Genomic DNA, 24354 nt, shown 5'->3' with positions numbered 1-24354 from the left:
AAGGCAGTGGGGTCAGGCAGCCAGGGAGGCGTACCGGCCCATGTGGTAGAGCAGTGGCGCGTCGCCGTCCTCGGTGTGCTCACCGGTCAACGGCTCGGCCAGCACGATCGCGTGGTCACCGGCGACCACCCGTTCGACGACCCGGCAGACGAGCCAGGCGACCGGACCGTCCAGCAGCGGCACCCCGTACGGGCCGGGGCGCCATCCGGGGTGGCTGGCGAACCGGTCGATGCCGCTGGTCGCGAAGGTCCGGGCGACCTCGTGCTGCCCCTGCGCCAGCAGGTGTACGGCGACGTGCCCGGTACGGGCCACGGTCGGCCAGCTCGACGACGTCCGGGACAGGCAGAAGGAGACCAGCGGCGGGTCAAGCGAGACCGAGGTGAACGAGGTCGCGGTGAAGCCGACCGGCGGCTGCCCGGCGGCGGTCACCACGGTCACCGCGGCGGCCTGCCGGCGCAGCAGCGCCCGGAACCGGGTCGCGTCGATCGGGGTGTCGGCCGGGGTGTCGATCGGGGTCACGTCCGTGATGGTCATGACGTCTCTCCTAACCGTCCGGGACCTACCGCGGACGGCGGCAGGTGGGCAGCGCCCACCCCCGCTGCCGGTCCACCGTGGAGGGTGGAGTTGCCGGCACCGGCGGGATGGGTCAGCAGGGTGAGGTCGCCCGCACGACGGTGTGCGGCGGGATGACGTGTGGCGGATCAGCGGGCGTCGGCCCGACGACGCGGCCGGCGGGAGGCCGGGCGGTCGAGGTCAGCGGGGACAGCCTGCGCTGGCGTGGCGCACCAGATCGATGTGCAGGCGGCTGACCAGGTGGAGTTCGTATCGCCGCTGCATATGATCCATCCTCGGCGGCTCGTCGGAGCAGGTCAACGTCCTTCCACAGTGTGAGAACATGGCGTTCTTCCGATCAGATCGACCCGTTCCACACCTCCGAAAACGCCGGCCCCGCTCGACGAATTTTGAACTCGACAGCAGGTCAGCGGAGTGTTTACATCCAGCAGCACAAGATCTTTCCCCGATCCGGGAATAACCCATCAGACCTATGGGGTTTAAGAAATATCTCGGCGGCACCGTTCCGGCCGTACGACGCCGCCGGCGCCGCGCCGACCGGCTCATCCGAACCACTCCTTGGCGAGCAGCGCGTACGAGTCGACCCGGGCCGCGTGCTCGTGCGTGATGGTGGTGACCAGCAGCTCGTCGGCACCGGTGACGTCCCGCAGGACGCGCAGTTTCGCCGCCACCGTCGCCGGGGCGCCGACGAACTGGGTCGCCACCCGATCGGCCACCAGTTCCCGCTCCTCGGCACTCCACTCGTACCCGGCAGCCTGCTCCGGGCTGGGGAACGGAATCGCGCCCTGCCCGGTACGGATACCGCGTACCCAGAGCCCGTACGGCGCCGCCAACTCCCGGGCCGTCTCGTTCTTCGCCGCCACCACCACGTCGGCGGAGACCACCACGTACGGCTCGGCCAGCGCCGCCGACGGCCGGAACGCCGCCCGGTAGGCCCGCACCGCCTCCAGCACCGTCGCCGGGCTGACGTGGTAGTTCGCCGCGAAGGGCAACCCGAGCGCCCCGGCGAGCTGCGCGCTCTGCCCGCCACTGCTGCCGAGCAGCCACACCTGGAGGTCGGCCCCCTCCCCCGGCACCGCGTGCGCGTCCAGCCCGGACTCGTCGCGGTACTCCCCACGCAGCAGCGCGAGGATGTCGCCGACCTGGTCGGCGAAGTCCGGCGACTCGGCACCGGGCTGCTGCAACAGCGCGGAGTAGAGCGCGAACCTCGGCGAGGTGAGCAGCTTGGCGAAGGAGAACGGCGCCGGGATCAGCAGCCCGTCGACGACCTGCGGCCCGGCCCGGTGCGCCGGCTCCGGCCCGCCCGCCGCCAGTTCCCGGACCGCCTCGACCCGACGCTGGCCGGACCGGCCGAGACCGAGGTCGATCCGGCCGGGAAAGAGCGCGTCCAGCGTGCCGAACTGCTCGACCACCGCCAGCGCCGTCTGGTGGCCGAGCTGCACCGCGCCCGAGCCGACCCGGAGCGCACTGGTGGCGGCGGCCACCTGTCCGATCAGGACGGCCGGCGCCGCGCTGGCCACCCCGGCGGCGAAGTGGTGCTCGGCGAGCCAGTAGCGCCGGTAGCCGAACTGTTCGGCCCGGCGGGCCAGGTCGACGGTGTTGCGCAGGGCGTCGCCGACCGTGCCGCCGGACGGTACCGGGGAGAGGTCGAGGACGGAGAGCGGGGTCGGTGACATGGGTGCTCCGGATCGGTCAGGCCGCCACCGTGGCGGCGGACGGCTGGTGCAGGGGACGGCTGGGGATCTCCCGACGCAGCACCGGGGCGATCTCGGTCTGGAACAGTTCGAGGGCCCGCCGGTGCTGGCGCTCGGTCAGCCCGTCACCGTCCGCCGGCAGGTGCATCACCTCGTGCCCGAACCGCCGGTGGTAGCGGAGCACCTTCTCGACGATCTGGTCCGGGCTGCCGACCAGGATCGAACTGCGGGCGATCGCGTCCTCGAGATCGGTGAAGACCGGCTCGACGCCCAGCCGGCGGAAGGCGGCCGTCCGCGCCGCGAAGATCGGCCGGTACGTCGCCACCGCCTCCTGCGAGGTCCGCGCCGCGTAGAAGCCGGCACTGCCCGCCCCGACCAGCGCGTCGGCCGGATCGTGCCCGTGGTGTTCCCAGCGCTCCCGGTAGTACCGGACCAGTTCGGCGTACGGCTCGATCGGGTTGGTCACGTTCGCGGAGAAGAGCGGATCGCCGAAGCGTGCCGCCAGCTCGACCGAGTCCCGGCTGGTGGCGCTGCCGTGCCAGACCCGGATCGGCCGTTGCAGTGGCCGGGGCCAGGTCTCGGCGTCGGTCAACGACGGGCGGAACCGTCCCGACCAGGTGACCTTCTCCTCCCGCCAGAGCCGTCGGAACAGCTCGTAGCTCTCCCGGTTGCGGTCCCACTGGTCCTCCGGCGTGACGTGGAACAACTGCGCCTGCGCCGCACCGTTCCCCTTGCCGATGATCAGTTCGAGCCGGCCGCCGGAAAGGTGGTCCAGGGTGGCGTAGTCCTCGTACGCCCGCACCGGGTCGAGCAGGCTGAGCGTGGTGACGGCGGTGAAGAGCCGGATCCTGGTCGTCCGGGCGGCGATGTGGCTGAGTACCACGGGCGGCGACGAGGAGATGAACGGCCGCTCGTGGCGCTCGCCGACGCCGTACCCGTCGAAGCCCAACTCCTCGGCCCGCACCGCGCCCTCGACCACCTCGCGGAGCCGGTCGGTGGTCGACTTCCGCTCCCCCGTCACCGGATCGGGCAGGTGGGTGATCAGGGTGATCAGCAGGAACTTCATGCCGGCACCGCCGGTCGGCCCGCACCGGCCGCCGCCCCGGCGGCGTCGACGTGGCCGGGGGTGACGCGACCGGCGCGCGGCGGGCCGAGCCCGAGATGCCCGCGCAGGGTCGTCGTCGTGTACTCGGTCCGGAACACCCCGCGCTCCTGGAGCAACGGCACCACCCGGTCGACGAACTCGTCCAACCCGCCCGGGGTCAGGTGCGGCACCAGGATGAAGCCGTCGGCCGCGTCGGACTGCACGAAGTGGTCCAGTTCCCCGGCCACCCGCTCCGGGCTGCCGATGAACGACTGCCGGCCGGTCACCTCGATGACCAGCTCCCGGATGCCGAGCCCCTTCGCCTCGGCCAGTTCCCGCCACTTCCGGGCGGTGTCCACCGGGTCGGCGTGCATCCGGGTGCGGCCGGCGATGACGGACCGGTCCGAGACGTCGGGGTCCTCGGCCGGCAGCGGCCCGTCCGGGTCGTACCCGGAGAGGTCCCGGTTCCACACCTGCTCCAGCAGCCGGATCGCGGTCTGCGGACTGACCTGCTGGCGCCGGATGTGCCGGGCCCGCTCCTGCGCCTCGGCGTCGGTGTCGCCGAGTACGAAGGTCACGCCAGGGATGATCTTCAGATCGTCGGGCGAGCGGCCGTACCGGACCAGCCGGGACTTCACGTCGGCGTAGAACGCCTGACCGGCCTCCAGGGTGCCGTGCCGGGAGAAGATCGCGTCCGCCTCGGCGGCGGCGAACTCCCGCCCCTGCGGGGAGTCGCCGGCCTGGATCACCACCGGATGCCCCTGCGGGCTGCGCGGCACCGTGAAGTGCCCGGCGATGTCGAACTGCTCGCCGTGGTGCGCGAACGCCCCCGGGTCAGGCTCCCGGACGAACCGGCCGGTGAGCTGGTCGCCGAGCACCGCGCCGGCCGGCCACGAGTCCCAGAGCCGGCGGGCCACCCGGACGAACTCGGCGGCCCGCTCGTAGCGCAGCCCATGGTCCAGGAAGCCGCCCCGGCGGAAGTTCTCCCCGGTGAAGGCGTCCGACGAGGTCACCACGTTCCAGCCGGCCCGACCGGCGGAGAGGTGGTCCAGGGTGGCCAACTGCCGGGCCAGCTCGTACGGCTCCCGAAAGGTCGCGTTCATCGTCCCGGCCAGCCCGAGCCGGCTGGTCACCGCCGCCAGCGCGGCCAGCACGGTCAGGCTGTCCGGCCGGCCGACCACGTCCAGGTCGTAGATCTGCCCGTGCTGTTCCCGCAGCCGCAGCCCCTCGGCCAGGAAGAAGAAGTCGAACTTCCCCCGCTCCGCCGTCCGGGCCAGGTGCACGAAGGAGGCGAAGTCGATCTGACTGCCGGACTCCGGGTCGCTCCACACCGTCTGGTTGTTCACCCCGGGAAAGTGCGCGGCGAGGATGATCTGCTTGGGCATGGCTTCCTCCACGGTCAGGCGGACGCCACGGCGGCGTACCGGTTGGCGGGTCGGGGCAGGCCCAGCAGGTCCCGCAGGGTGCCACCGGGGTACGCGTCGCGGAACAGCCCCCGGTCCCGCAGCGCCGGCACCAGTTGCCGGGTGATCGCGGTGAGGTCGTGCGGCAGCACTGCCGGCCGGAGCCGGAAGCCGTCCAGGCCGACCCGCCGCCACTGCCCGAGTTGCTCGGCGAGCCTGCCCGGAGTACCGGTGAAGCTCGCCGCGTCGGAGTCGAACTCGCCGCCGTGCAGCCCGGTCAACCGGTCCCGCAACCGTCGGGCCGTCGAGTCGTCCTCGTCGAGCAGCACCGTCAGGTCGGCCAGGATCCGCAGCGGCGCACCGGTACGCCCGACGGTCTCCTCCGCCGCCCGTACCTCGGTCACGATCGCCTCGGCCTGCGCCGCGTCGGACGGGGTGACGAAGACGACGTCCGCGCTGCCGGCCGCGAAGGCGTACGGCACCGAGGAGTGGGCCAGCGCGGCGACCACCGGCTGCCCCTGCGGCGGCCGGGGCACGATCGACGGTCCCTTGACGCTGAACCAGCGGCCCCGGAAGTCGGCGTAGTGCAACCGGTCCCGGTCGACGAAGCGCCCCGTCGACACGTCCCGGATCACCGCGTCGTCCTGCCAACTGTCCCAGAGCCGCCGCACCACCTCCACCGCGTCGGCCGCCTCGGCGAAGAGGTCGCCGACGAGCTGGACGTACCCGGGCTCGTCGAGCCGGTCCGGGCGCAGTTCGGGCAGCTCGCGGCGGCCGAAGTGGGCCGCCTCGGAGCGCCGGGCGGAGACCCGGGGCCGCCAGCCGGCCCGACCGGAGCTGACGTGGTCGAGGGTGGCTATCCCGGTCGAGACGTGGAACGGCTCGGTGTGCGTGGTACTGGTGGTCGGGATCAGCCCGATGTGGCTGGTCAGCGGCGCGATCCGGGCGGCCAGCAGCACCGCGTCGAGCCGTCCCCGCACCTGGTCGGTACGCCCGTCCGGGCCGTCCGGCCGGGTCGACTGGAGGTCGAGGGAGTCCTCGATGGTGACGAAGTCGAGCAGCCCGCGTTCCGCCTCGGCGACCAGTCCGGCCCAGTAGCCGGCGGAGAAGAGCGTCCCGGGTTCGACGGCGGCGACCCGCCAGGCGGCCGGATGCCAGCCGGCGCCGTCCAGGGCGACGGCGAGGTGCAGAGGTGGGTGGGGCATCGGGTTCCTTCCGCCGGTCAGCCGGTGACGAGGGTGGGCAGCGCGTCGAGCAGCGCCCGGGTGTGCGGGTGGCGCGGATAGCTGAAGACGTCGCCGACCGGCCCCTGCTCGACCACGGCGCCGTCGTGCATCACCAGCACCCGGTCGCTGAGGTGGTGCACCACCCCGAGGTCGTGCGAGATGAACAGCAGCGCGGTCCCGTCGGCGGCCCGGATGTCGGCCAGCAGGTCGAGCACCTGGGCCTGCACCGAGACGTCCAGCGCGGAGACCGGCTCGTCGCAGACGATCAGGTCGGGCCGGGGCGCGAGGGCGCGGGCGATCGCCACCCGCTGGCGCTGGCCGCCGGAGAGCTGCCGGGGATGCCGGTCCAGCAGGTCGGCGCCGAGTCCGACCCGGTCGAGCAGGGCGACGACCCGGTCCCGGCGGTCGGCCCGGTCGACCGCCGGGTCCAGGGCCTCCCCGACGATCCGGCCGACGCCGTACCGGGGGTCGAAGGAGCCGAGTGGGTCCTGGGAGATGAGTTGAAGCCGTCGCCGCAGTGGACGGCGGGCCCGCTCCGGCACCCTGGACCACGGCCGGTCGGCGAATCGGACCGTACCGGCGTCCGGGTCGAGCAGTCCGAAGAGGAGCTGCGCGACGGTGGTCTTGCCGGAGCCGGACTCGCCGACCAGGCCGACGGTCTCGCCCCGGGCGATCCGCAACGACACGTCCCGGACGACCTCGCGGGAGCCGTACCGCTTGTGCAGGCCGGTCGCCTCCAGCACGGTCCCGGTCGGCGCCACGGTCCGGGCCGGCAGCTCGGCCCGGAGCGCCGGTGACCCGCCCGTCCGGTCCCGGACCTCCGTGGCCAGGCGGCGCCCGCGCGACCGCGCCGACGGCACGGCGGCGAGCAACCCCCGGGTGTACGGATGCTCCGGCGCCCGCAGCAGCCGGTCCGTCCGCCCCCGCTCGACGATCTCGCCGTCCCGCATCACCAGCACCCGGTCGGCGAGCTGGGCCACCACCGCCAGGTCGTGGCTGATCAGCAGCAGGCTGGTACCGGCCGCCCGACGCTCGGCGAGCAGTCGCAGGATCTGGGCCTGCACCGTCACGTCCAGCGCGGTGGTCGGCTCGTCGGCGATCAGCAGTCCCGGTTCCCCGGCGATGGCGCTGGCGATCAGTGCCCGCTGGCGCAGCCCGCCGGAGAGCTGGTGCGGGTACTGCCGGGCCCGCAACGCCGGCTCGGGCACGTGTACCTGCTCCAGCAGGTACTCCGTCCGCCCGGCCCGCTCGCCCGCCCGCACCATCCCGTGGGTACGCAGCACCTCGCCGATCTCGGCACCGACCGTCCGGAGTGGATCCAGCGACACCAGTGCGTCCTGGAGGACCAGTCCGGCCAGCCGGCCGCGTACCCGTCGCCAGTCCCGGTCGCGGTACCGCCGCACGTCGGCGCCGGCCAGGTCGAGTCGTTCCGCCCGGACCTCGGCGCCCGGCCCGGCCAGCCCGACTAGGGTCCGGGCGGTGACGCTCTTGCCCGAACCGGACTCGCCGACGATCGCCAGGCACTCCCCCGGGCCGACCTCGAAGCTGATCCCGCGGACCGCCGGCACCTCCCGCCGGCCGGTCCGGAACGTGACGTGCAGGTCCTCGACCGCGAGCACCGGCGGCCGGGCCGGTGACGTCGACGGCGCCGCGAGCCGGTCCGATGGGTCGAACGGCGCTGTCATCAGCCGTCCCGCCCGTCGAAGCGCCGCTGTAGATGCCGGCCGAGCACGGTCAGCGACACGACGGTCAGCGTCACCGCCACCCCCGGCAGGATCGCGCCCCACCAGGCCACCCGCAGGTAGTTGCGGGCCTCGGAGAGCATCGCGCCCCACTCCGGCGACGGCGGCTGCGGTCCCATGCCGAGGAAACTCAGCCCGGAGGCGACCAGGATCGCCTCGCCCAGCCCGATCACCGCGAGCACCGGCACCGGCCCGACCACGTTCGGCAGCACGTGCCGGAGCACCAGCCGGAACCGGGACGAGCCGAAGGCGACCGCCTGGCGGACGTACCCGGCCCGCCGGACGAGCAGGGTCTGTGCCCGGGCCACCCGGGCGTAGTGCGGCAGCGTGGCGATGCCGATCGCGACGATCAGGCTCGCCGTGCCCGGCCCGGCGACCGCGACGAAGAGCAGCGCCAGCAGCAGCATCGGGAACGCGGAGAGCGCGTCGAAGGTCCGGCTCAGCGCCTCGTCGGCAATCCGGTGCGCCAGGCCGGCGAGCAGTCCGAGCAGCACACCGGCGGTGACCGCGAGCCCGGTCGCCGCCAGCCCGATCGCCAGCGAGTGCCGGGCGCCGTACACGACCCGGGCGAAGACGTCCCGGCCGAGGTGGTCGGTGCCGAACCAGTGTGCCCCGTCCGGTGGGCGGAGCACCGCGAACGGGTCGGCAGCGAGCGGGTCCACGTCGGTAAGCGCTGCCGGCCAGAGCACCGCGAGCAGCACCACCGCCAGGAAGCCGCCGGCAGCGACCAGGCCGGGCCGGATCCGGGTACGCCGACCGGACGTCGTCCGGCCCCGGCGTGTCCCGGCGACGACCGGTGCGGCGAGTACGCCCGGCTGCCCGGGTGCTCCGGTCGGTGCCGCCGAGGTGCCGTCGACCAGCAGACTCATCGTCAACTCCTCCGCAGTCGGGGATCGATCAGCAGGTACGCCAGGTCGGCGGCGGTGCTGACCAGCACGTAACCGGCGGCGGAGAGCACCACCACGGCCAGTACCACTGGCATGTCCTTGCCGGTCACCGCCGTCAACGTCACCTGGCCCAGGCCGGGCCGGCCGAACACCTGCTCGACGATCACCGACCCGCCCAGCAGTACGCCGAAGAGCCAGCCGGCCAGGGTCACCGCCGGCAGCAGGGCGTGCCGCAGCGCGTGCCGGACCAGCACCGCGCGTTCGTGCAGTCCTCGGGACCGGGCGGTGACCACGAACGGCTCGTCCAGGGCCCGGTCCAGCCCGTCCCGGAGTACCTGGCCGAGCAGGCCGGCGATCGGCAGTGCCAGGGTCACCGCCGGCAGCACCAGGGCGGCGAACCCCCGGTCACCGGCGACCGGGAAGAGTCCGAACCGGAACGACAGCAGGCTGAGCAGCACGATGCCGATCAGGAACGGCGGGGTGGAGACCAGCACCAGTTCGGTGGTGGAGGTGACCCGGCGCAGCCACGGCCGGCGGCTTCCGGCGGTACCGGCCGAGGCGAGCAGGGCCAGTGCCACGCCGAGGACGGCGGCGGCCAGCGCCAGCTTCAGGGTCGGCAGGAGTTGGTCGCCGACCACCTCCGCCACCGGCCGCTGCAACAGGTACGACCGGCCGAGGTCGCCGTGCGCCAGCCGCCACAGGTAGTCGAGGTACTGCACCACCTCCGGCCGGTCGAGTCCCCACTCGGCGACCACCTGGGCCCGGATCTGAGGACTGTCCGCACCGTCGCCGACGATGCTGTCCACGGTGTCGCCGGGCGCCGCCAGCAGCGCCAGGTACGCCGCGGTGGCGGCGGCCCAGAGCACCACCGCGCCGGTACCCAGCCGGCGCAGCACCGGCCGCAGCCGGGTACCCGGCACTCGCCGCAGCCGGTTGCGCGGCACTCGTCGTAGCCGGGCGGGCGGCTCCGGCCGCAGCCGGGTACCGTCCCGGTCGCCCCGGCCGTCGGCGGGGTCCCGTCCCATCTCAGCCCCCGATCCAGAGGTCGTAGGCGCTGGCCGGTACCCCGGCGGTGGGCTCGAAGCCGACCCCGCCGACCCGGTTGCTGGCGGCGACCTGGTCGGCCGGGGCGTAGAGCGGCAGCACGAACGCCTGGTCGGCCACCACCCGCTGCTGGAGGTCGGCGTAGATGCCGGTCCGCCGCTGCGGGTCGCCGGTCGCCTGGCCGGTGTCGAGCAGCCGGTCGAGTTCCGCGTCCCGGCTCCGGACCCGGTTGATCGCGCCCTGCGAGTGCAGCAGCAGGTTGAGGGCCGCTCCGGCGTCGGTGTCGGCGCGGGAGTTGTCGAAGACCTCGTACCGGTTGCCGTTCAGCGCCTCGGTCGCGGTGCCCTGGTCGACCACGGAGACGGCGAGGTCGATGCCGGCGCTCTGCCGGACCGCCGCCTGCACCGCCTGGGCCAGGATGTCCCGCCGGTCCCGGACGAACGGCGCCGACTGGACCAGCCGTACGGTGAGCCGCCTGCCGTCCTTCGTCCGGTAGCCGGCGGCGTCCCGGCCGGTCCAGCCGGCCTGGTCGAGGAGTGCGTTGGCCCGCTCCGGGTTGCCGCCGTAGCTGCCCTCGAACCGCTTGTCGTAGAAGCGGCTGGCCGGGCTGACCACACTCCAGGCCCGGGTGGCGGTGTCCTGGTAGACGGCTCTGAGCACGGCGTCGACGTCCACCGCGTCCCGGAACGCCCGCCGGACCCGTACGTCGTCGAAGGGCGGATGCGAGACGTTGAAGTAGTACGAGTACGCCGAGCCGGAGTTGAGTTCCCGGTGCAGCCGCAACGTCGGGTTGCCGGCGATCAGCGGCTGGTCGGTCGCGGGTACGCCCTCGACAAGCTGGACCTGGCCGGAGGTGAGTGCCCCGACCCGGACCGACGACTCCTTGAGGAAGCGGTAGGTGATCCGGTCCAGGTGGGCCGGTCCGGTGTGCCCGGCGGTCGGCGGTGCCCAGTCGTAGGCCGGGTTCTTCCGGTAGCGCAGTTCCTGGCCGGGGGCGTAGCCGTCCAGGACGAACGGTCCGGTGCCGACCACGTCGGTCCCGCCGGCCTTGAGGTTGGCGGCGGTACGCAGCGACCTCGGCGAGACCTGCGCGCCCTGCGGGGAGGCGAGGAAATCCAGGATCAGCACGTCCGGCCGGGTGAGCACGAACCGTACGGTGGCCGGGTCGACCACCTCGACGTCCTTGAGGTTGCGTAGCTGCACGGCGGCGACCGCCGGGGCGTAGCCGGGTTGGCGGAGCTGGTCGACGTTGGCCTTCACCGCTGCGGCGTCGAACTTCTCGCCGTCGTGAAAGGTGACGTCGGTGCGCAGCGCGACGGTGTAGGAGAGCCCGTCCGGCGCGACCTGGTAGCCGGTCGCCAGCCACGGCACCAGGTTGCCGTCCCGGTCGTGCGTGAGCAGCGCCTCGAAGCTGTTCCAGACCAGCAGCCGCGCTTTGGCCTGGGCGTACTGGTGCGGGTTGAGGGTGATCGGCTCGGTCTCGATCGCCCAGGTCAGCGTGCCGCCGGAGCGGGGCGGGCCGGCGGCGTCGACGGGTTCACCGCTGGCCCCCGAGGAGCAGCCGGCGGAGCCGAGGAGCAGGGCGGTCAGGGTGGCCAGCACGGCCGACCGGGTACGACGGGTAGCGGGCATGGCGAGGTCTCCCGTCCAGCAGGGGGATGCACGGGTACGCCACGGTCGGCGTCGACGGTGGCGTACGGAGCCGCTACGGCGGCGGTAAAGATGAGGTGGAGCGGCGGACGGCCCGGAACGGGCCCCACGGCCGACGCGCGTCCGGTAGGGAGCGACGGCGAGGGTGGTGGCAGCCGGTCAGCTCAGACAGGAACTCGACCACACCCGACCGAAGTCGATGTGGCCGCGGATCGTCAGCCGCAGCTCGCTGGACATGAGTCGAGTTCACCCGGCGGCGGGTGCAGCGTCAATGTTTGGTCCCTTCGATGTCGTTCTTCGCACGTCGGGACGTGATTTCGTTGACCTAATACCTACTTTTACGGTAGGATTTATGGGTTACTCGGCCGGCACCCGACCCCCGCGCGGTCACGCCCGACGCGCGGCACCGACCCTGGCGATATGCGAACGGTCGTGCTATCAATGCGGTGTGAGCAAGGGTGAGGCCACCCGGCAGGCGGTGCTGGCGGAGGCGACCGAGATCGCCAGCCGGCTCGGTCTCGGCGGCCTCACCATCGGCTCCCTGGCGGCCCGGGTCGACATGTCCAAGAGCGGCCTCTTCGCACACTTCCGGTCCAAGGAGGCACTGCACCTCCAGGTGCTCGGCTACGCCCGGGACGCCTTCACCGCCGAGGTGGTCCGCCCGGCGCTGCGCGCACCCCGGGGCGAGGCCCGGATGCGGGCGCTCTTCGAGAACTGGTACCGCAGCGTCAGCCTCGCCTCCGCCTGCCTGTTCGTCTCGGCGTCCACCGAGTTCGACGACCAGCCCGGCCCGGTCCGGGACCAACTGGTGTCCGACCACAAGGACCTCTCCGACGTGATCGCGCAGATCTTCCGCACCGGGATCGCGGAGGGGCAGTTCGACGAGGCGGCCGACCCCGATCAGTTCGCCCACGACCTGCACAGCGTCATGCTCGGCGCCTTCCACGCGGCACGCCTGCTGGCCGACCCGCGCGCCGAGACCTGGACCCGGCGGGCCTTCGAGGCCCTATTGGACGCCGCTCGCCCGAAGCCCGACGCCATCCGCGCGCAGCCGGACACCGTCCACCCGAAGCCGGACACTGCCAGACCGAAGCCCGACGCCGCTCGACCGAAGCCGGACACTGCCCGACCATAGGTCCGCCTGAGCGCACCCCAACCCGAGGAGCCGTCATGACCAGCCGACACACCCGATCCAAAAAAAGCACGATCGTTCGTTCTTTTCGCCGCGCCGCCGTCACCGGTACGTTGCGAGTCGTCTTCCGTACCCTCGAACACCTCGCCCCCGAAGCCGGCGGCCAGCTCGCGCTACGGCTCTGGTGCACCCCGCCCCGTCGGCGCGCCACCGCCCCCACCCCGCCGGCCGGGCCGGGTGGCGCCGCCACCTTCACCGGCCCGTACGACGGCGCCGCGTTCACCGTCGCCGTCGACGGCGGCACGGTCCACGGCCGGGCCTGGGGCAGCGGCCCACTCGTCTACCTGGCCCACGGCTGGGGCGGCACCGCCGGCCAACTGCACGGATTCGTCCCGCCGCTGGTGGCCGCCGGCTACCGGGTGGTCACCTGGGACGCCCTCAGCCACGGCCGCTCCGGGCCGGGCGCGCTCGGCCCGCACCGCGCCACGCTCAGCGAGTTCGCCGACGTGCTGACGGCGGTGGTCCGGAAGCACGGCCCCGCGCACGCCGTGATCGCCCACTCGCTCGGCGCCAGCGCGACCGGGCTCGCCGTCCTCGACGGGCTGCCGGTGAACCGACTCGTGATGATCGCCCCGCTGGCCGACCCGCTCCCCTACATCGGGGCGTTCCGACGGGCGCTCGGCATCGGCCCGGTGGTCGGCGACCGGCTCGTCACGATGATGGAGTCGCTGGTCGGCCGGTCGATCGCCGACTTCGACCTGGGCACCCGGGCCGCCGCCCGACCGGCCGGGGAACTACCGCCGCTGCTGGTGCTCCAGGACCGCAACGACCGAGAGGTCGACCCCGCCGACGGCGCCACCATGGCGACCGCCTGGCCGGGCCGGCTGCACCGCACCACCGGGCTCGGGCACAACCGCATCCTGGCCGACCCCGAGGTCGTACGCCGGGCGGTCGACTTCGTCCGAGAAACCGGGACCGACGCGGAGCCCCGGCGTCCCGCGCTGGCGGAGGAGATGCCTCCGGTGTCGAGGGCAGGCGGCGTGATGGCCGGGCGTCCCGCTATGGGCTGACTCCCGCCGGGTACCGGCCGGCAAACGTGAAACCCCGTGCCACACTTGCCGGATGCGGCGCCTGGTGACCCTCGTGGCGGCGGCGGTGCTGGCGCTCCCGGTGGGCGGGTCGGCAGGCGAGCCGGCCGCTGCTCCGCCCCCCGGGCAGGTGCCCGCCGGCCTCCGCGCCGCCGCCGGGACCCCGGTCTGCACCGTCGACGACAAGCGGCTGCCGGAGGTCTCCGGGCTGGCCGCCACCGACGACGGCTACGTCGTGGTCAACGACAGCTCCGACGTGGACAACCGGCGGCGGATCTTCTTCCTCGACCGGGACTGCGCGGTCGACCGCACCGTCCGCTACCCGTCCCGGCCCCGGGACACCGAGGACCTGACCCGGGCCCCGGACGGCACGATCTGGATCGGCGACATCGGCGACAACGATCGGGTACGCGAGACTGTCGCGCTCTGGAAACTGGCCCCGGGTGCGGATTCTCCCGTGCTGCACCGGGTCAGCTACCCGGACGGCGCACACGACGCGGAGGCGCTGCTGCTCGCCGCCGACGGCACCCCGATCATCGTCACCAAGGACCCCGGCACACCCGGTCTCTACATTCCGAGCCGGGCACTGCGGACCGGGCAGACGACCCCGCTGCGCAAGGTCGGCCAGTTCAGCCTGCCCAGGAGCACGACCAGCAACCCGTTCTCCATCTTCGGCCGGCAGCTCGTCACCGGCGGCGCGGTCGCTCCGGACGGCAGCCGGGTGGTACTACGCACCTACGCCGATGCCCTGGAGTTCGACGTCTCCGGCGGCGACGTGGTCCGCGCGATCACCGAGGGTACGCCGAGGACCGTCCCGCTGCCCGACGAGCCGCAGGGCGAGTCGATCGCCTACAGCCCGGACGGCAGGACTCTGCTGACGCTCTCGGAGAAGGGGGACGGGGACTCGGCCGCCGATCCGGTGCTGTTGCGCTATCCGACGGCGCACCAGCCGAGGCCGGAGCCCTCCGCCACCCCGAGCACCGTTCCTCGCTCCGTCCCGGGCGGCACGGCGGTCAACGGGGAACGGCCGGCGGAGTCGAGCCGGGAGATCAGCGGCAACTTCGTCGGTGCGGTGGCGGGGATCCTGCTGGCCCTCGTGGCGATCGCCGGATTCGCCGTCCGGCGAGCCCGCCGCCGCGAGTCCGGCGGAGTTCGATAGCCAGCACGCCCGCGAGCGGGCTGCCGGGCCACGGTAGGTCGGCCGCCCCCAGCTCCACCGACTGCTTCGGCCGGCTCGACGCGACCTGCGGCGTACCGACGTAAGCCCCCCGCCCACACCCCCCGAGCAAGCCTCGGACCACGTTCCCGGACCACGACGATGCCCGGTCGGCGGCGGTGCCGACGAACGCCCGGCACGACATCCGAGCTCCTGTGGACACTGTGGAATCCAGAGCCGGGCGACCACCGTGGACCGCGCCCGCGCTAGCCCGTGGGGGTTCCCGGCGTCGAAGACTCAGCTCCTTTGGCCACTGTGGACGGCGGTATGTCTTCCGATTGCTGAATGTCCGGTGGCAGCGCCGTTTTGAAGATCATCCATAGATGACGTTCGGATGGCATCCATAGAGCGGCATACCGAAGCCTCTCTGGAAGGCACCGCAGCACGCGGTGACCTTCCCCTCTTTTGGAGGCCTTCGTGAACCGTTTCCGACGGGTGTTCGTCGCGTTGACCGGGGTGGCTGCCGCAGTCGCGGCCGGCCTTACCGGCGGCGGGGCGGCCACGCTCGCCGGTGCCGCGCCGGCGGCTCAGGCAGCCGGACCGCGTCCCCTGTTCCAGTTGCCGTTCCCCTGTGGCGAACAGTGGGTGCTCGCGACCTACCCCGGGCACGACGACTACGACATCGACATGACGCCGGTCAGCGGCGCGGCCTCGGGTCGGCCGATCCTCGCGGCCTACGGCGGTACCGTCGCTGCGGCGGGCTGGTCGGAAGGCGGCGGCTACCGCGTCCGGATCGACCACGGCAGCGGATGGCAGACGCTCTACCTGCACATGATCGAGAACCCGCCGGTCTCCGCCGGCCAGCGGGTCGTCCAGGGCCAGCAGATCGGCCGCGTCGGCAGCACCGGTGACTCCAGCGGCCCGCACCTGCACTACGAGCAGCTACGGGACGGCGCCAAGTCGGAGGCGTACTTCAACGGCGTCGCGTCCGGCATCACCGACGACGGCACATCGCCGGCACGGCGGGTCACCAGCGCGAACTGCGGAGGCAGCGGGGGGTCTACCGAGGATGTCGTGCAGTTCGGGGACCTCAACGGCGACGGACTCGACGACCTCGTCGAGCGCCGGTCGGACAAGCGGGTCGTCGTCTACTGGAACCGCAACGCCAACCCCAACTACGCGTACTCCTACAACCACGCCGCACTGACCGCCATCAGCAACCCCATCCGGGTCGGCGACTTCAACGGCGACAACCGGGACGACATCCTGGAGCTGCGTCCGAACAACAACGCCGTGATCTTCTGGAACAACGGCAGCGGCACCTTCTCGTGGTCGAACAACCACCTCGCGCTGACGGCGGTGCCGGCCAACGAGATCAAGGTCGGTGACCTCAACGCGGACGGCCTCGACGACATCGTCCAGGTACGCGACAACGGCGACACGGTCGTGTTCTGGAACGCCGGAAACGGCGGCTTCTCGTGGTCGAACAACCGGCTCGTCCTGACCGCCATGGAGGCGGCCCGGGTGCAGGTCGGTGACGTCACCGGGGACGGGCTCGACGACATCGTGCAGACGCGCAGCAACGGCAACGTCGTCGTCTTCGTCAACACCAACGCCAACCCCAACTTCAACTGGAGCACCAACGCGGTCGTGCTGACCGGCCAGGGGAACCCCGGCGAGGTCCGGATGGCCGACCTCGACGCCGACGGGCGCGACGACCTCATGCAGATCCGCAGCAACGGCGACGTGGTCGTCTTCTGGAACTCCGGCGGCAACCCCAGGTACAGCTGGAGTGAGAACCGTCTGGTGCTCACGAGCATCCCGAACTGAGTAGCGGCGCAACCCGCGTACGTCCGTCGTGCGCCGTGGCGGTGGCCGGTCGGTCACCGCCACGGCGCCGCCGTGCGCGGGCTAGCCGAGTCCCGCCGACCGCCTCGCACTGATCAACGCGGCCTGCTCCTCGCCAGCGAAGTAACCCCAGGGCCATGACGATGCCCGGTCGCCGCCGCGCTCCAGGTGAATCCGGGCCCGGTCGGACACCCCCGCCTTGCTGTAGTACGCGCCGAACATCTGGTGCGCCACCATCAGCCAGGGATGATCGGCGTACCCGGCCGGGTCGGCGAGGATCCGGTCAGAGGCCGCGTCGACCTCGGCCCGGGCGGCACGCTTCTTCAACGCACTGGCGGAAGTGAACCGGTACAGCCGGCCCAGCAGGTTGCCGACCATCCAGCCGTCGACCCAGACCTCGATGTACGCCTGCGGCACGAGCGACCACAGCGGATGCCCGTCCGGCAGTACGGCGGAACGCTCGCGTACGAACCCGAGCATCTGGTCGGTGCTGCCGTACCACTTGCGGCACAGGATGCTCAACCGCTGGTGGTTGCCGAGAAACGAGTCCGGGGCGAGTGCGAGCAGCTTGTTCCAGACCATGTGCGGCTCGTCGGGGCGGACCGGAGCCGCCTTGGCGATGCTCTGCCACACGGTCCACACCACCGGATCGTCCGGCGTCAGCTCCGCCGCCCGTTGCAACACCTCGCGGGACTCCCGGGACAGCACGACCAGTCCGCGTACCTGTTGCTCCGAGGTGTCCTTCATCTGTGCCGCGCCGCGTGCGGTGAACGCGGCGGCGGCCAGTGCGGCACCGAGCAGCAGCGCCCGGTGCGGGTCGTCGGCGGCCTGCTCCGCCTCGGCCCGCAGCCTGCCGAGGTGCAGGGCGCCGAGGTCGCCGAGCACGTCGGTGTACAGCTCACGGCGGTCGAAGTCGGCGGCGCTGTCTGCCAGTGCCTGGTAGCCGGGGATCGGATCGCCGGAGGCCAGGGCGTCGACCGCGTGTTGCAGCACCGGGTCCGACCAGGCCAGGTTCATGTCGCTCGGCAGAGTCACGGCGGCGCACACTACCAGGTCCGCCACTTCCGCCGCCGGTCGCCCGGTCGGGAACCGCGCGGGACGATCGCAATCCGGGAGCAGTCTTGTAGCGTTCGATGAATTGCGGTAAATGGCTTCTGTGAAATAGGAAAGGGCTGGAATTGACTTCCGGCGAACAGATGAACGTTTCAGCGGGGACGGCCGGATGTTGCAGAATCGAACGTGGGAGTGACCGGATGACCGAGGACATGGGTTCGACAGTGCCCCGCCGCCAGCTCGGCCGAACCCTCAAGCAGCTCCGTACCGAGGCCGGGGTGACCCTGGACGCGGCGGCCGTCGCTCTGGAGTGCAGCCGACAGAAGGTCTGGCGGATCGAAAGTGGACTCGGTGTTGTGCGCTCGCTCGACGTCAAGGCGATGTGCGGACTCTACGACGTCCGGCCGGACCTGGTCGGCGCGCTGGTCGGGCTGACCAGCCAGACCAAGGCCAAGGGCTGGTGGCACGCCTACGGCGACGCCATCCCCGAATGGTTCGAGCTGTACGTCGGCTTGGAGTCGGCCGCATCTCGACTTCGTTTCTTCAAGGACGCGTTGCTTCCCGGCATGGTGCAGACGCGTGACTACGCGCTCGGGCTGTACCGCACGGACCAGCCGGAGATGGACGAGGACGGCCGGGAAAGGGCTGTCGAGGCGCGTCTGCAACGACAGGCTCTGTTGGTCCGTCGTCTGCCCCCGGCGCCGAACGTGGAGATCGTGCTGTCCGAGGCCGCCTTGCTCCGGCCCGTCTCCGCGCGCCAGGTCATGATCGAGCAGCTTGAACACCTGCTTACACTCTCCGCGCTACCGAACGTCGTCATCCGAGTCCTGCCACTTGCGGCCGGACAGCACCGGGGCGCACTGGCCGGCTCGTTCATCATGCTCGACTTCCCGCCCAGCAACCGGAGCACTCCCGAACCACCGATCGTCTACTGCGAGTCGCTCACGGGGGCGCTCTACCTCGACCGGCCTGTCGAATACGCCGCCTACAAAAAGGTCTGGGCGAGCCTGGATGCACTCGCACTTGATGAGGGACAATCAAGAAGCTTGATCAACAAAATCATCGGGGAGATGCAGCATGGCTAACCTGCCCAACGCGCGCTGGCGCAAGAGCGCTCGCAGCGGAGGCAACGGGGGCGAGTGCGTCGAGGTCGCCGACAACCTGGCCGGCCTCGTCGCCGTACGCGACAGCAAGGACCAGGGCGGACCGGTACTCGCGTTCCCGCCGTACGCCTGGTCCGCCTTCGTCGCCGAACTGAAGGCCAGCAGCCTCACCCACTGACCACGGGGTTCAACTCCCCTTGGCACCGTCGAAGAGTCGGCGGTACTGCCCGTAGCCCTCGCGTTCGAGGTCGGCCACCGGGACGAAGCGCATCGCGGCGGAGTTCATGCAGTACCGCATCCCGCCCCGGTCCCGTGGGCCGTCGTCGAAGAGGTGGCCGAGGTGACTGTCCCCGTGCGCGGACCGCACCTCGGTACGGACCATCCCGAGACTCACGTCGTCGATCTGCACCACGTTCGCGGGTTCGATCGGCGCGGTGAAACTCGGCCAGCCGGTACCGCTGTCGTACTTGTCGATCGAGGCGAACAGCGGTTCGCCGGAGACGACGTCGACGTAGATGCCCGGCTCCTTGCTGTCCCAGTAGGCGTTCCGGAACGGCGGTTCCGTGCCGCTCTCCTGGGTGACGTGGTACTGCTGCTCGGACAGCCGGGAAACGGCCTCCGGGTCCTTGCGGTACTCCTTCGACACCACCGGTCCTCCTTGCCCGGATCGGCCCGACGGGATGCGCCGGGCACCGCGCCGCACACGCGGTCGGCACCACTGCCGCAGGCACCGGTCGCGTGGGCGTCGGTCGCGCGGGCGGCAGAGCCGCAAGTCCGTACCCGGCCTGCGCTGCCGGAAACTTCGCCGCCGTGCCGGGCACACCCGCCGGTCACGCGGTCCGGCAGTCGTTCGTGTGCGGTTGAGCCGGCGGTCACCGAAACCGGGTGGTCAGGCAACGTCCGGTCGGTAGACCTCGGGGCGATCAGTTCTGACCCAGCTCAGGAGGACCGATGACCGCACTTGATCGGCGTACCCTGCTTCGCGCCGGCCTGACCACCGGAGCCGGACTGGCCGGCGGTGTCCTGCTCGGCGGTGCCGCCGCGTCCGCCGCCCCCGACCGGGCCGTGCGGTCCGGTGCGCCCGGTTGGCGGCCCGGCGGACGCCCGGTGCTGACCCACGGGCTGCAGAGCGGCGACGCGACGGCGCACTCCGCCGTGGTCTGGACCCGGGCCGACCGGTCCGGACGGCTGCACCTGGAGATCGGCCGCCGTCCCGACCTGCGCGGGGCCCGCCGGGTCCGCGGCCCGGTGCTGGACCCGCGCGGCGACTTCACCGGCAAGGTACGCCTGACCGACCTGCCCGCCGGAGAACGGCTCTACTACCGGGCCAGGGTGGAGAGCCTGGACCGGCCCGGCCTGTTCAGCGAGCCGGTCGACGGCATCCTGCGCACCGCCCCCGGCCCCGGTGACCGGCGCGACGACATCCGGTTCGTCTGGACCGGTGACATCGCCGGCCAGGGCTGGGGCATCGCCCCCGACCTCGGCGGCATGGGCATCTTCCGGGCCATGCGGCAGGTACGCCCCGACTTCTACCTGTGCAGCGGCGACACCGTCTACGCCGACGGCCCGCTCGCCGAGACGGTGACGCTGCCCGACGGGCGGATCTGGCGCAACATCGTCACTCCGGAGAAGAGCAAGGTCGCCGAGACGCTTACCGAATACCGGGGACAGTTCGCCTACAACCTGCTCGACGAGCACTTCCGGGCGTTCGTCGCCGAGGTGCCGCAGGTCAACCAGTGGGACGACCACGAGGTGACGAACAACTGGTACCCGGGCGAGATCCTGGAAGACGCGCGTTACACCGAGCGGCGGGTCGACGTACTCGCCGCCAGGGCGCGACAGGCGTTCCACGAGTGGGTGCCGACCCCGTCCGACGGGCGGCTCTACCGGCGGCTGCCGTACGGGCCGCTGCTGGACCTGTTCCTGCTGGACATGCGGACCCACAAAGACCCCAACGACGGCAACACGTACGCCGACCCGAAGCGTGGACTGCTCGGCCGCGAGCAACGGGAGTGGCTGGTCCGGGAACTGAAGCGGTCGAAGGCGACCTGGAAGGTGATCGCCGCCGACCTGCCGATCGGGTTGGTGGTGCCGGACGGGGCGACCGCGCAGGAGGGCATCGCCCAGGGCGACGGCGGGGCCCCGGCCGGGCGTGAACTGGAGTTCGCCGAGATCCTCCGCGCCACGCACCGGGCCGGCGTACGCGGCATCGTCTTCCTCACCGCCGACGTGCACTACACGGCGGCCCACCACTACGACCCGGCCCGGGCCGCGGTCGCCGACTTCACCCCGTTCTGGGAGTTCGTCTCCGGGCCGGCGCACGCCGGTGCGTTCGGGCCGAACGCCCTGGACGGCACGTTCGGCCCCCGGGCCGTCTTCGTGCACGCCCCGCCGCAGGCGAACACCTCGCCGGCCGACGGGTTCCAGCACTTCGGCGAGGTGGCCATCGACGGACCCTCCGGAGCGCTGACCGTGCACCTACGGGACCAGGACGGCCGTTCACTGTGGACGACCACCCTGCCGGCGCCCCGCTGACCGGACGGTAGCGAGATCGTCCAGGGGGCCGGGCCGGCTCGTCGCCGGACCCGGCCCCCCGCACCCCGACAGCGACGGCCTACGTCGAATGGCCGCTCACCAGCGACGTGACGCGGATGTGTCGGCGCCGATTCCGGTCCCGACCACCTGGACCGGCTGTTCGAGCGTGGCGAGTTTCGTCCGCACCTTCCCCGCCTCGACCTGGTCGACCTCGCTGAGCAGTTCCAACGCCTCCCGCCAGACGTCCTGGGCGGCCCGGGAGTCGCCGAAGGCGTGGTGGGTGTCGCCGACGTGCGACAGCGTGATCCCCTCCAGGTGGCGGTCGCCGACCGCCCGGAACAGCCGCAGGGCGTGCTGGTAGCAACCCACCGAGCGGGACCGGTCGCCGAGATGGTGGTGCGCCCGCCCCAGACTCTCCCAGGTGCTGGCCTGGCCCATCCGGTCGTCGAGTTCCTGGAGGTACACCAGGGCCTGCTCGCAGTAGGTCAACGCCGACGAGTGGTCCTCCAGCAGGGTGTGGTACCAGCCGACCGCGTTCAGCGCCCGTGCCTGCCCGTGCCGGTTCCCGGCAGTCTCGAACAGCCCGAGCGCCTGTCGGGCGTGGTCGAGTGCATCGGCGAGCCGGCCCCGCCGCTCCCACATCAGCGACAGGTTGAGGTGGGTGTGGCCCTGCCCGGCCTGGTCGCCCGAGGTCCGGTACAGCTCCAGGGCGTACCGGAGCTGGGCGTCGGCGTCGTCGAGCCGGGCCAGCCGGGTGTAGGCGCGGGCGAGGAAGCGGTGCGCGCTGGCCTGTGCCGCCGGGTCGGCCATCCGCCGGGCGGCAGCCACCGCGGCACGCTGGGCGGCGACCAGGTCGTACCAGTGGCTGGCCCGGTCCAGGTAGGTGCCGACGGCCCAGCCGAGCTGCCAGGTCTGGACGTCCCGTCCGGAGTTGCCGGCGTCTTCCAGCACGGCCAGCAGCACCACGCGTTCGGCGGCGAACCACTCGAAGGCCCGCTGGTGGTCGACGGGACGCTCCGGGGTGACCCCGGCACGCGGTCGGTCGAGCGGGACCGGACTGCTTTCGGTGCGCAGCAGCGCGTCAGCGGCTGATGCGCTGTGCAGGTAGTGGTCGAGCAGCCGGTCGGTGGCAGCCCGGCGCCGCCGTTCCGGATCGCTCCGCTCGGCGAGTTCGACGGCGTACGCCCGCAGCAGGTCGTGCGGGGCGTACCGGCCGTCGGGGCGCTGCCCGAGCAGGTTCGCCCGGGCGAGTTCGGTAAGCGTCTCCCGTACCTCGGTCACCGGCCGTCCGGCGAGACTGGCCGCCGCCGCAGCCGAGAAGTCCGGCCCCGGATGCAGGCCGAGCAGCCGGAACAGCCGGGCACCGGCCCGGCTCAGGCTGCGGTACGACCAGGAGAAGACCGCCCGCAGGTCGGTTGTCGGGTCGCCGGTGCTCAACGCGTCGAGTCGATCGGCGCCCCGACGGAGCTGCCCGGCCAGATCGGCCAGTGACAGGTTCCGGCTGGTGGCGATCCGGGCGGCCACGATCGCCAGCGCCAACGGCAGTCCGGCGCACCGGGCCAGGATCTCGGCCGTCGCCTGCGGCTCCTCGACGGTCCGGCGCCCGCCGATTCGCCGGACCAGCAGTTCCCGGGCCTCCCGGGCCGGCAGCGGGTCGACGGGTACCGGCGCAGCGCCTTCGATGGCGACCAGGTCCGCCAGCCGGGCCCGGCTGGTCGCCACGACCAGGCAGCCCGGGCCGCCGGGCAGCAGCGGACGGAGTTGGGCGGCGTCCCGGGCGTTGTCCAGCAGCACCAGCATCCGCCGGTGGAACATCTCGCTGCGGTACAGCGCGGCCTGGGCGTCGAGTTCGGCGGGAATCCGCTCGGCGGGCACCTGGAGGGCGTCGAGGAGCTGCCGTACCGCCTCGGCCGGGTCCACCGCCGCGCCGGCCGGGTCGAAGCCGCGCAGGTTGACGTAGAGCTGGCCGTCGGGAAACCGGTGGGCCACCTGGTGCGCCCAGTGCACCGCCAGGGTGGTCTTGCCGACCCCGGCCGTCCCGGAGACCACGGCGATCACCGTCGCGGCCCGCCCCGAGGGTCGGCCCGCCCGGTCCAGCAGACCGTCGAGCCGGGCCAGTTCCGCCGTCCGGCCGGTGAACTCCGCCAGATCCGCCGGCAGTTGCGCGGGCCTCGGCAAGCCCCGGGCCGGAACCGCCGGACCGGACGGACTCCCTGGACCCGACGGACCCGCAGGACCGGACCAACCCGCTGGACCCGCTGGACCCGCTGGACGGGCTGAAACCGCTTGAACCGCCGGGCGTGCGGGTGAGGTGACCGGGGCGGCCGGCCGGCTGGGCGGTTCCTCCTCGTGCAGCAGCGCGCGGTGCGCGGCGGCCAGCGCCGGCCCGGGGGCGACGCCCAGGTCGTCGGCGAGCCGGCGGCGCACCTCGTGGTACGCGGCGAACGCCTGCCCCCGCCGCCCCGCCGCGTGGTACGCCCGGATCAGCCGGGCGTGCGCCGCCTCGTCCAGCGGCGCGGCGACGGCCGCCTCCGCCAGGATCGGCAACCCCTCGGCGGCCCGACCGGCGGCGATCATCACCTCGCCGTACCGGCCGAGGGCGGCCTGCCGCTCGCCGCCCAACGCGACCACCTTCGGATGGGTCGCCAGCGCGGGTACGTCGGCGAGCGGTGGACCGTGCCAGAGCGCCAGCGCCTCGCCGAGCAGTTCTGCGGCAACGTCGAGTTGCCCGCACCGCTGTGCGGTCGTGGCCGCCTCCGTCCGTTGCCGGAACTGCGTGACGTCGAGCCCGGCGGCGGGCAGGTGCAGCGCGTAGCCGTCGCCGACCAGCCGCAGCACGGTACCCCCGTCCCGGGGTCGTCGGTCCGGCTCCAGCAGCCGGCGCAGGTGCTTGACGTGGGTCTGGATGACGTTGGCGGCGCTGGTCGGCGGCTCCCGGTCGTACCAGAGTCCACCCATCAGGTCGGCGCGCAGCAGCGGCTTGCCTCCGGCGAGCGCCAGCAGTCCCAGTACCACCCGTCGGGCCGCCGGCCCCAGGTCGAGCGGTTCACCGTCGCGCCAGGCCCGCACCGGACCGAGCAGCTGAATCCGCAAGAGCGCCCCCCGGCGTCCGTCCACCGCCGCCGCGAAGCAGGAC

General features: G+C 72.6%; 19 protein-coding genes. 7 read left to right on the top strand and 12 right to left on the bottom strand.

The genetic code is table 11. The features are described from left to right. Window positions 1-12 precede the first annotated feature (12 nt). The 9 genes from Pen02_RS16690 to Pen02_RS16650 all read right to left on the bottom strand — a co-directional run bounded on the left by Pen02_RS16690 (window position 13) and on the right by Pen02_RS16650 (window position 11285). The gene (locus tag Pen02_RS16690) at window positions 13-534 is read right to left on the bottom strand and encodes a flavin reductase family protein (protein WP_203866970.1); all 522 of its coding nucleotides are present in this window, start codon (window positions 532-534) and stop codon (window positions 13-15) included. Between the two features lie 581 nt (window positions 535-1115). After that, complete coding sequence (locus tag Pen02_RS16685; RefSeq protein WP_203866969.1) at window positions 1116-2249, bottom strand: MsnO8 family LLM class oxidoreductase; 1134 nt, start codon at window positions 2247-2249, stop codon at window positions 1116-1118. Between the two features lie 16 nt (window positions 2250-2265). Beyond that, a complete protein-coding gene (locus Pen02_RS16680; RefSeq protein ID WP_203866968.1) occupies window positions 2266-3333 on the bottom strand; it encodes an LLM class flavin-dependent oxidoreductase in 1068 nt (355 codons plus the stop codon). After that, window positions 3330-4736, bottom strand: coding sequence for an NtaA/DmoA family FMN-dependent monooxygenase (locus tag Pen02_RS16675; RefSeq protein ID WP_203866967.1), 1407 nt, complete (start codon window positions 4734-4736; stop codon window positions 3330-3332). The genes Pen02_RS16680 and Pen02_RS16675 overlap by 4 nt, the downstream gene beginning before the upstream one ends. A 14-nt stretch (window positions 4737-4750) precedes the next feature. After that, window positions 4751-5959 (bottom strand): LLM class flavin-dependent oxidoreductase, encoded by a 1209-nt coding sequence (locus Pen02_RS16670; protein WP_203866966.1) that lies wholly within the window; start codon window positions 5957-5959, stop codon window positions 4751-4753. Window positions 5960-5976: 17 nt separating this feature from the next. Continuing rightward, the gene (locus tag Pen02_RS16665) at window positions 5977-7665 is read right to left on the bottom strand and encodes a dipeptide ABC transporter ATP-binding protein (protein ID WP_203866965.1); all 1689 of its coding nucleotides are present in this window, start codon (window positions 7663-7665) and stop codon (window positions 5977-5979) included. Continuing rightward, complete coding sequence (locus tag Pen02_RS16660; protein WP_203866964.1) at window positions 7665-8591, bottom strand: ABC transporter permease; 927 nt, start codon at window positions 8589-8591, stop codon at window positions 7665-7667. The genes Pen02_RS16665 and Pen02_RS16660 overlap by 1 nt, the downstream gene beginning before the upstream one ends. A gap of 2 nt (window positions 8592-8593) precedes the next feature. Further along, the gene (locus Pen02_RS16655) at window positions 8594-9634 is read right to left on the bottom strand and encodes an ABC transporter permease (RefSeq protein WP_203866963.1); all 1041 of its coding nucleotides are present in this window, start codon (window positions 9632-9634) and stop codon (window positions 8594-8596) included. A 1-nt stretch (window position 9635) separates the two neighbouring features. After that, the gene (locus tag Pen02_RS16650; protein WP_203866962.1) at window positions 9636-11285 is read right to left on the bottom strand and encodes an ABC transporter substrate-binding protein; all 1650 of its coding nucleotides are present in this window, start codon (window positions 11283-11285) and stop codon (window positions 9636-9638) included. 466 nt (window positions 11286-11751) lie between these two features. Here Pen02_RS16650 and Pen02_RS16645 point away from each other — a divergent pair, with 466 nt between their 5' ends. From Pen02_RS16645 to Pen02_RS16630, 4 genes are all read left to right on the top strand, one after another. Beyond that, entirely contained in the window at window positions 11752-12438 is a 687-nt protein-coding gene (locus tag Pen02_RS16645; RefSeq protein ID WP_239140850.1) for a TetR/AcrR family transcriptional regulator, read from the top strand. Between the two features lie 35 nt (window positions 12439-12473). Further along, complete coding sequence (locus Pen02_RS16640; RefSeq protein ID WP_203866960.1) at window positions 12474-13505, top strand: alpha/beta fold hydrolase; 1032 nt, start codon at window positions 12474-12476, stop codon at window positions 13503-13505. Window positions 13506-13557: 52 nt separating this feature from the next. Then, the gene (locus Pen02_RS16635) at window positions 13558-14682 is read left to right on the top strand and encodes an SdiA-regulated/phytase-like domain-containing protein (protein ID WP_239140849.1); all 1125 of its coding nucleotides are present in this window, start codon (window positions 13558-13560) and stop codon (window positions 14680-14682) included. Window positions 14683-15156: 474 nt separating this feature from the next. Continuing rightward, complete coding sequence (locus Pen02_RS16630; protein WP_203866959.1) at window positions 15157-16509, top strand: VCBS repeat domain-containing M23 family metallopeptidase; 1353 nt, start codon at window positions 15157-15159, stop codon at window positions 16507-16509. Window positions 16510-16590: 81 nt separating this feature from the next. Here Pen02_RS16630 and Pen02_RS16625 read toward each other — a convergent pair whose 3' ends face one another. Next, window positions 16591-17562, bottom strand: coding sequence for a hypothetical protein (locus Pen02_RS16625; RefSeq protein ID WP_203866958.1), 972 nt, complete (start codon window positions 17560-17562; stop codon window positions 16591-16593). Window positions 17563-17780: 218 nt separating this feature from the next. Between Pen02_RS16625 and Pen02_RS16620 the strand changes: the two genes are divergently transcribed. Together Pen02_RS16620 and Pen02_RS16615 are read left to right on the top strand one after the other, a co-directional pair. Further along, the gene (locus Pen02_RS16620; RefSeq protein WP_203866957.1) at window positions 17781-18665 is read left to right on the top strand and encodes a helix-turn-helix domain-containing protein; all 885 of its coding nucleotides are present in this window, start codon (window positions 17781-17783) and stop codon (window positions 18663-18665) included. Further along, window positions 18658-18861 carry a DUF397 domain-containing protein gene (locus Pen02_RS16615; protein ID WP_203866956.1) on the top strand — a complete coding sequence of 68 codons (204 nt, stop codon included), beginning with the start codon at window positions 18658-18660 and terminating at the stop codon, window positions 18859-18861. Before Pen02_RS16620 ends, Pen02_RS16615 begins: the two co-directional genes overlap by 8 nt. 9 nt (window positions 18862-18870) lie before the next feature. Here the strand turns inward: Pen02_RS16615 and msrB are convergent, their stop codons facing one another. Then, on the bottom strand, window positions 18871-19332 hold the full coding sequence (msrB, locus tag Pen02_RS16610) for a peptide-methionine (R)-S-oxide reductase MsrB (protein ID WP_203866955.1): 462 nt from the start codon (window positions 19330-19332) through the stop codon (window positions 18871-18873). 302 nt (window positions 19333-19634) lie between these two features. Between msrB and Pen02_RS16605 the strand changes: the two genes are divergently transcribed. Then, complete coding sequence (locus Pen02_RS16605) at window positions 19635-21218, top strand: alkaline phosphatase D family protein (RefSeq protein WP_203866954.1); 1584 nt, start codon at window positions 19635-19637, stop codon at window positions 21216-21218. Window positions 21219-21314: 96 nt separating this feature from the next. On the opposite strand, the gene Pen02_RS16600 is transcribed toward Pen02_RS16605, so the two are convergent. Beyond that, the gene (locus Pen02_RS16600) at window positions 21315-24311 is read right to left on the bottom strand and encodes an AfsR/SARP family transcriptional regulator (RefSeq protein ID WP_203866953.1); all 2997 of its coding nucleotides are present in this window, start codon (window positions 24309-24311) and stop codon (window positions 21315-21317) included. Window positions 24312-24354: the final 43 nt, after the last annotated feature.

It is taken from the genome of Plantactinospora endophytica (genome assembly GCF_016862915.1).
In the GTDB taxonomy this organism is placed as follows: Bacteria; Actinomycetota; Actinomycetes; order Mycobacteriales; family Micromonosporaceae; genus Plantactinospora; species Plantactinospora endophytica.
The sequence above is the reverse complement of the archived record's forward strand: the minus strand, read 5'-3'. Positions and strand labels throughout refer to the sequence as shown.